At 72.5% G+C, this 7052-nt stretch carries 5 protein-coding genes; all 5 read left to right on the top strand.

Annotation, left to right across the window (positions count from 1 at the left end; all coding sequences use genetic code 11):
* Positions 1-112: 112 nt before the first annotated feature.
* The 5 genes from AB0915_RS28280 to moeZ all read left to right on the top strand — a co-directional run bounded on the left by AB0915_RS28280 (position 113) and on the right by moeZ (position 6975).
* The gene (locus AB0915_RS28280) at positions 113-1855 is read left to right on the top strand and encodes a DUF3492 domain-containing protein (protein WP_366693763.1); all 1743 of its coding nucleotides are present in this window, start codon (positions 113-115) and stop codon (positions 1853-1855) included.
* 712 nt (positions 1856-2567) lie between these two features.
* Positions 2568-3761, top strand: coding sequence for a hypothetical protein (locus AB0915_RS28275; protein ID WP_366693764.1), 1194 nt, complete (start codon positions 2568-2570; stop codon positions 3759-3761).
* 184 nt (positions 3762-3945) lie between these two features.
* Positions 3946-4911, top strand: a complete 966-nt coding sequence (locus tag AB0915_RS28270; RefSeq protein ID WP_366693762.1) for an NAD-dependent epimerase/dehydratase — start codon at positions 3946-3948, stop codon at positions 4909-4911.
* Positions 4899-5711 (top strand): spherulation-specific family 4 protein, encoded by an 813-nt coding sequence (locus AB0915_RS28265; protein ID WP_366693761.1) that lies wholly within the window; start codon positions 4899-4901, stop codon positions 5709-5711. The genes AB0915_RS28270 and AB0915_RS28265 overlap by 13 nt, the downstream gene beginning before the upstream one ends.
* 85 nt (positions 5712-5796) lie before the next feature.
* Positions 5797-6975, top strand: coding sequence for an adenylyltransferase/sulfurtransferase MoeZ (moeZ, locus tag AB0915_RS28260; RefSeq protein ID WP_366693760.1), 1179 nt, complete (start codon positions 5797-5799; stop codon positions 6973-6975).
* Positions 6976-7052 lie beyond the last annotated feature (77 nt).

The following is a 7052-nucleotide window of genomic DNA, read 5'->3' as shown; positions in this document are numbered from 1 at the left end:
GGCGCGACGGACAACCGTCCGTCGCGCCACCGGCGTATCCGCTTACGGTCGTCCCGCTGCGAGTCGCCGAACCAACGGCGGCCGCCCACTCAGGAAGATCGGGGGTGCGCTCGTGCGGATCGGACTCCTCACCGACGGTGGTTATCCGTATGCGACCGGTGAGTCCAGACTCTGGTGCGACCGTCTGGTGCGCGGGCTGATGCAGCACGAGTTCGACCTCTACGCGCTCAGCCGCTCCGCCGAGCAGGAGGCGCAGGGCTGGGTACAGCTTCCGCCCCAGGTCAGCCGGGTACGGACGGCGCCGCTGTGGACGACCGGCGAGGACGTCCTGGGCGGCCACGCCCCCAAGGGGCTGCTCGCCCGACTGGTGACCGGAGGGGTCGGGCGGTCGTACGGACGGCGCGAACGGCACCGGTTCACGACGCACTTCACGGCGCTCGCCACGTCGGTCTGCGCGGCGGAGGCGACCGCGGAGGCCGGCGGCGGCGGATCCACGGCCGACGCCGACACACAGTTCACCGACGGGCTGTACGGACTCGCCGAACTGGCCCGCGAACACGGCGGACTTCCCACGGCGCTCCGCTCCGAGACCGCTGTGCGCGTCCTGGAAGCAGCCTGCCGCGCCCCGGGCACCGGGCGGATCGTCCAGGCCGCGACCGTCCCCGACCTCCTCGCCCTCGCCGCGGAACTGGACCGCGTCCTGCGCCCGCTCTCCCTCGACTGGTACGACGAGGAGAGCCTCGGCGCGGTCGACCTCTGCCACGCCGCGTCCGGCGGGGCAGCGGCCCTGCCCGGGCTGTTGGCCAAACGCTTCTTCGGCGTCCCGCTGCTGGTCACCGAGCACGGCGTGCAGTTGCGGGCCCACTACCTCGCAGCGGCCGGCACACCCCTGGGTGCACCGGTACGCGCCCTGCTTGCCGCGTTCCACGGACGGCTCGCCACCGAGGTGTACCGGCAGGCCGCGCTCATCACCCCCGGCAATACGCACGCACGCCACTGGCAGGAACGGTGCGGCGCCGACCGCGCCAAGTTGCGCACGGTCTACCCCGGCATGGAGGCGGCCCGCTTCGCAGCCCTGGGGGAGAGCAAGGACGAGGGTGGTCCCGACACCCTGGTCTGGGTCGGCCGGATCGAGCCGTCCAAGGACCTGATCGCACTGCTGCACGCCTTCACGGAAGTGCGGAAGGCCGAACCGGACGCCCGCCTGCGGATCGTCGGCGCGCCGGCGCCGGGCGCGGAAGGCGCCACGTACCTCGAGCACTGCCGGGCACTCGCCGCCCAGCTCTTCCCGGACGAGGCCGCCCACGCACATGCCGTCGGCGACAACCCGGTCTCCTTCGAGGACATCGGCGGCGCCGAGGTCGCAGACCTCGCAGAGGCGTACGCGGCGGGCGGGATCGTCGTCCTCTCCAGCGTCGTCGAGGGCTTCCCGATCAGTCTGGTCGAGGCGATGTTCTGCGGACGGGCCACGGTGTCGACGGATGTAGGCGCGGTCTGCGAAGTCATCGGCGGTACGGGTCTTGTGGTGCCCCCGCGCAACCCCCGGGCGCTCGCCGACGCGTGCATCACGCTGCTGCGCGATCCCGAGCGCCGTGCACGTCTCGGCGCGGCGGCGCGCGCCCGCGCGCTGGAACTCTTCACCGTCGAACAGAACCTCGCGGCATTTCGCGGCATTTATCTGGAGCTGATCTCCCACTCCCCGGTGCGCAGGGAGGCGGACGGCGCCCCGCGCCCGTTCGCGACTCCGCCCGAGGCTCAGGTCCTGGGCAGCTGGACGGTTCCCGCGCACACCCCGAGCTGGGCCATCGAGGGCGTGTGCGCGGGTGCGCGCGGGACGGCGGACCGCGATGTGTGAGCAGCGGGCGGACAGAAGGACGAGCCGGTCCGGCGGACTCGGCATGGATCACGGAGGATTTCCCATGGGCGGCCGCCCGACCGAGGCGCTCGACGTCCCCGGCACCCCGACGACCGACAGAAGGTGGAACCCCCGCTCGGAGGTCCTGGTCTCCGGACCCCGGGGCGCGGAGATTTCCGCACCGGCCTGGGCTCGACCCGGGACGGGGGCGATGCCGGGCCTCGCGGGGGTGGGACCGCTGCGGCCGGTGGCGCTGATGGAGCAGTCGCCGGCGAAGGGGGCGGCCGAGGGGCCGGACTCCCCGCAGGAACGGGACCCGGGCGCGGATTCGCTGCGGGACCCGGCGCCGGATCCAGAACCTGCGCGGGAGCCGGATATGACCGGGAGTCCGGCACCTGACCGCCCCGCGACCGCCGACGAGTCCCCTGCCGTCACGGGCTGGGCGCTCACCGGCGCCGGAACCGCCGATGTGCGTGCGGACCCCGCGGAGCCGGCACAGCCTGGTGCTGGTGCCGATGCGGCCGACGCCGCGCAGGGCGCCGGTGGTGTGGCGGAGAGCGGAGGCGCGTCCGAGGACGGTGTCCTTACGGAGGCCGAGGCCGGCACGCCGCCCGAGGCCGGAGCTCTCAAGCAGGCCGGGCCCCCTGCCGGGCCCGCCGCCTGCGCTCCGGCGGCGGCCGAGAACGGGGCACGGACCGACACGCCCGCCGAGGTGCGGACGCGGACACCGACCCCGACACATCCCGGCAGTGACGACGCACCCGCCCCCACCCCCCGGGCCCCCGAGATCGCGCACACCCGTGCCACCCCCGCACGCAAGCCCAGCGCCTCCCGGCGCGGGCCCGTCGATCCCGTGAAGACCCTCATGCACCGCCACCGCGACCTCTGCCAACGCGCCGTCGACCCGCTGGAGATCGCCGCCGGGCTCGAAGCCCGCGGGATCACCGACCGCACCGCCGCCCGTTACCGGCACCGCGATGTCTTCTCGCTCGCCGAGGAGCTCTACGCGAGGGTGCCCGCCGTGACAGGGGAGCCGACGAGCGCGGCGCCTCCCGCGCCGGTGCGCGACATCGAGACGCGCGCCGTCTGGACGCTCCTCGCACTGCTGCCCGGTGCGGCCTGCACCGCGACCGCCGGCGTCCTGAAACTCACCGAAGGAGCACTCGGCGGTGGGGCGCGGCTCACCGTGACCCTCGTCGGGGCGCTCGTCGCGTTCCTCGGGCTCGGCCTCTGCCTGCGGAGCGGCCCCCTGCGCGCCCCGGTGGGCCGCTCCTCGGCGGCAGCCACTCTGTACGTGGGCTGGCTCCTCGGCTACGTCCTGTACGGCCAGGCGCTGCTCGACCAGGTCCTCAGCGGCGGCCCGGAAGGACCCTGGGCGCTCACCCCCGCACCCCTGCTGGGACTCGCGCTCGCCGTCGCCCCCGCCGCCTGGTGCGCGCACCTCTTCGCCGTACACGCACACCGCAGACTCACCGGCAGCCGCGCACTGGAGGAGTTCGCCGCGGGGGTGCGCCCCCTCCTCTTCGGGACCGTCGCCCTCTTCCTCTGCGTGCTCTCGGGGCTGCTTTGCCTTGCCGAGCTCGGGTACGGAGGCGGCGGCACCCTCGTCGCGGCCGCCGCGCTCGGCGTACTCCTCCTGCTCGCCCGGCTGTTGACCGTCCACGGCTTCCCGGAGCCCGCTACCACCGGACTCGCCGCCGCCTGCGCCGTCGAGGCGGCCGCCCCCGCCCTGATTCTGGCCGGGCGGCTGCCCGGCTTCCATGTCCTCGCCCGCCCCGTCGACGTGGTCATCAAGGCGGGCGGCACCGGAGCCGTACCCGCCATCGCCTGCGGCGCAGCCGCGCTCGGGCTGCTGATCCACGCCACCGTTGCCCTTTCCAGGGCGTCCGCCCACACCACCGCCTAAGCCGCGATGAAGAGCCACTCCCTGTACGCCCCCCGCGGAGCCGACGCCGCGGGTCCTTGCCCCTCGGCGCCTGCCTTTGGACCCGACAGGCACGTACCGCTCACCACCTCCCCAAGGAGACACCGGACATGACCCCCCAATCCCCCGCACCGGCAGCCCGCCGTCGGCACGAAGGGGGCACCCGATGAGGGTTCTGCTGCTCGGAGCCAACGGGTTCCTCGGCCGGTTCGTGGCCGACCGGCTGCTCGCCGACCCCGCCGTGCACCTCACGGCGCTCGGCCGCGGCGACGACGCCGACGTACGGTTCGACCTCGCGGGCGGCTCGCCCGGAGCACTCACCCGCTTCCTGGACGCCGTCCACCCCGGCGTCGTCGTCAACTGCGCGGGCGCCACCCGCGGCGGAGCCCGCGACCTGACCCGCCACAACACTGTCGCCGTCGCCACCGTCTGCGAGGCGATGCGGCGCAGCGGCTGCAGCGCCCGCCTCGTCCAGGTGGGCTGCTCCTCGGAGTACGGGCCCTCGCAGCCCGGCTCCTCGACGGCGGAGGACGCCATCCCGCGCCCGGGCGGGCCGTACGGCGTCTCCAAGCTCGCCGCCACCGAACTCGTCCTCGGCTCCGGCCTCGACGCGGTCGTACTGCGGGTCTTCTCGCCGGTCGGCCCCGGCACCCCGGCGGGCTCCCCACTGGGCCGGCTCGCCGAGGCGATGCGCCGCGCCATGCAGTCCGGCGACGGCGAGTTGAAGCTCAGCGGCCTCGGAGTGCAGCGCGACTTCGTCGACGTACGGGACGTCGCCCGCGCCGTGCACGCCGCCTCGCTCTCCGCCGCGCAGGGAGTCGTCAACATCGGCACCGGCCGAGCCGTACGGCTCCGTGACGCCGCCGCCGTGCTTGCCAAAGTCGCGGGCTACCCGGGTGCGCTCCACGAGCTGGACACGCCCCCCGCCCGGATGCCCATCGGTGCCCCCCGCACCTCCTCCGAGTCGGTCATCGAACACCTCTCGGCGACCCCGTCCCCGTACCCCGACGGCTGCGGCGCCTGGCAGCAGGCAGACGTCCGCACCGCCCGCGACCGGCTCGGCTGGCGGCCCCGGATCAACCTGGAGGAGTCGCTCGCCGACATCTGGATGGAGGCGGCATGCCGCATCTGACCAGTGCCGGAACGGCACGCAGGGCCGGCGGCGCCGAGCAGCTCGGCTTCGGCGTGCCCGGCTACGCGCATCCGCTGCTCGCCCCCACCGAATGGGCCGAACTGACCCGCCCCGGCACCCACGTGCACTGGGCGGTCCTCAACATCGACACCGGTCCCGGCGCCCGGCCCGACCCGCACTGTCTGGAAGCCGCGGGCCGGCTCCGCAACGCCCGCGAACGGGCCCGGCACGGCGAGACCGCGCAGGACGCCGTCCGGGCAGGCGGCGGCCGGCTGCTGGGCCACCTCGATCTGGCCCACGGCGACCGTCCGTTCGACGAGTTGATCACCGACGCGCAGTCCTTCCTCGACTGGTACCGCGTCGACGGCTTCTACCTGGACCGGTGTCCCGCCGACCGCGCCGGCCTCCCGGCGGTCCGCCGCCTCACCGGCACGCTTGCCGCGCTCGTCGAGGACGGGCTGCTGGTGCTCGGGCACGGGACCCATCCGTATCCCGGCTACGCCGAGACCGCCGACCAACTGGTCACCTTCTCCGGGGCGTGGACCGACTACCGCTGGTCGCAGGTGGCGGAGTGGACCGCCGCCTACCCGCCGGTACGCTTCGCGCACTTCGTGCACGGCGTTCCGCGCACCCACCTCGACGAGGCCCTGCGCATCGCCCGCTGGCAGGGCGCGGGCACGATCTTCTTCACCGACCGCACCGTGCGGAGGGGCAGCAGGGGACAAACCGATCCATTCGCGGCGCTGCCCGGGTACTGGGACGAAATTGTCTCGCGGATCGGACTTGGTATCTCGGAATGAGAGGGGGCGTGGCAGTGTTACGGCAAGAAGAACCGTACGCAGATGAAGTACGTAGAAACCGACCACCTGCATTGTTGAGGTTCCTGTGTCGCTGCCACCCCTGGTCGAGCCAGCTGCTGAGCTCACCGTCGACGAGGTTCGCAGGTACTCCCGCCACCTGATCATCCCGGATGTCGGGATGGACGGGCAGAAGCGGCTGAAGAACGCGAAGGTGCTCTGTGTGGGCGCCGGCGGTCTCGGCTCGCCGGCCCTGATGTACCTGGCCGCGGCCGGTGTCGGCACGCTCGGCATCGTGGAGTTCGACGAGGTCGACGAGTCGAACCTGCAGCGCCAGATCATCCACAGCCAGTCCGACATCGGCCGTTCCAAGGCGGAGTCCGCCAAGGACTCGGTCCTCGGCATCAACCCGTATGTGAACGTGATCCTTCACGAAGAGCGGCTCGAGGCCGAGAACGTGATGGAGATCTTCTCCCAGTACGACCTGATCGTGGACGGCACGGACAACTTCGCCACCCGCTATCTCGTCAACGACGCCGCGGTACTGCTGAACAAGCCGTACGTGTGGGGTTCGATCTACCGCTTCGACGGCCAGGCGTCCGTCTTCTGGTCCGAGCACGGTCCCTGCTACCGCTGCCTCTACCCGGAGCCGCCGCCCCCCGGCATGGTCCCGTCCTGCGCCGAGGGCGGCGTGCTGGGCGTGCTCTGCGCGTCCATCGGTTCCATCCAGGTCACCGAAGCCATCAAGCTGCTCGCCGGTGTCGGCGATCCGCTGGTCGGCCGACTGATGATCTACGACGCCCTGGAGATGCAGTACCGCCAGGTCAAGGTCCGCAAGGACCCCGACTGTGCGGTCTGCGGCGAGAACGCGACCGTCACCGAACTCATCGACTACGAGGCCTTCTGCGGCGTCGTGTCCGAGGAGGCTCAGGAGGCGGCGCTCGGCTCCACGATCACTCCGAAGCAGCTCAAGGAGTGGATCGACACGGACGAGAAGATCGAGATCATCGATGTCCGTGAGCCGAACGAGTTCGAGATCGTTTCGATCCCCGGCGCGAGACTGATCCCGAAGAACGAGTTCCTGATGGGCAACGCCCTCCAGGACCTCCCGCAGGACAAGCGCATCGTCCTGCACTGCAAGACCGGCGTCCGCAGCGCCGAGGTCCTCGCGGTCCTCAAGTCGGCGGGCTTCGCCGACGCGGTGCATGTCGGTGGCGGCGTGATCGGCTGGGTCAACCAGATCGAGCCCGAGAAGCCGGTGTACTAGTGCCGTGACCGGCAAAGTTCGCCGGGAAGTGCTGTGACCGGCAAAGTTTGCCGGGAAGGGCACCAGAGGCGAAGAGC

The sequence above is a fragment of the Streptomyces sp. NPDC048411 genome, assembly GCF_040704695.1.
GTDB lineage: Bacteria > Actinomycetota > Actinomycetes > Streptomycetales > Streptomycetaceae > Streptomyces.
Note: the sequence above shows the minus strand (reverse complement) of the source record. Positions and strands in the feature narration are given on the sequence as shown.

What these genes read in the sequence shown, in the direction of transcription:
- AB0915_RS28265 (WP_366693761.1), top strand. Translation starts at nt 4,899, where the DNA reads ATGCCGCATCTGACCAGTGCCGGAACGGCACGCAGGGCCGGCGGCGCC.
- AB0915_RS28270 (WP_366693762.1), top strand. Translation starts at nt 3,946, where the DNA reads ATGAGGGTTCTGCTGCTCGGAGCCAACGGGTTCCTCGGCCGGTTCGTG.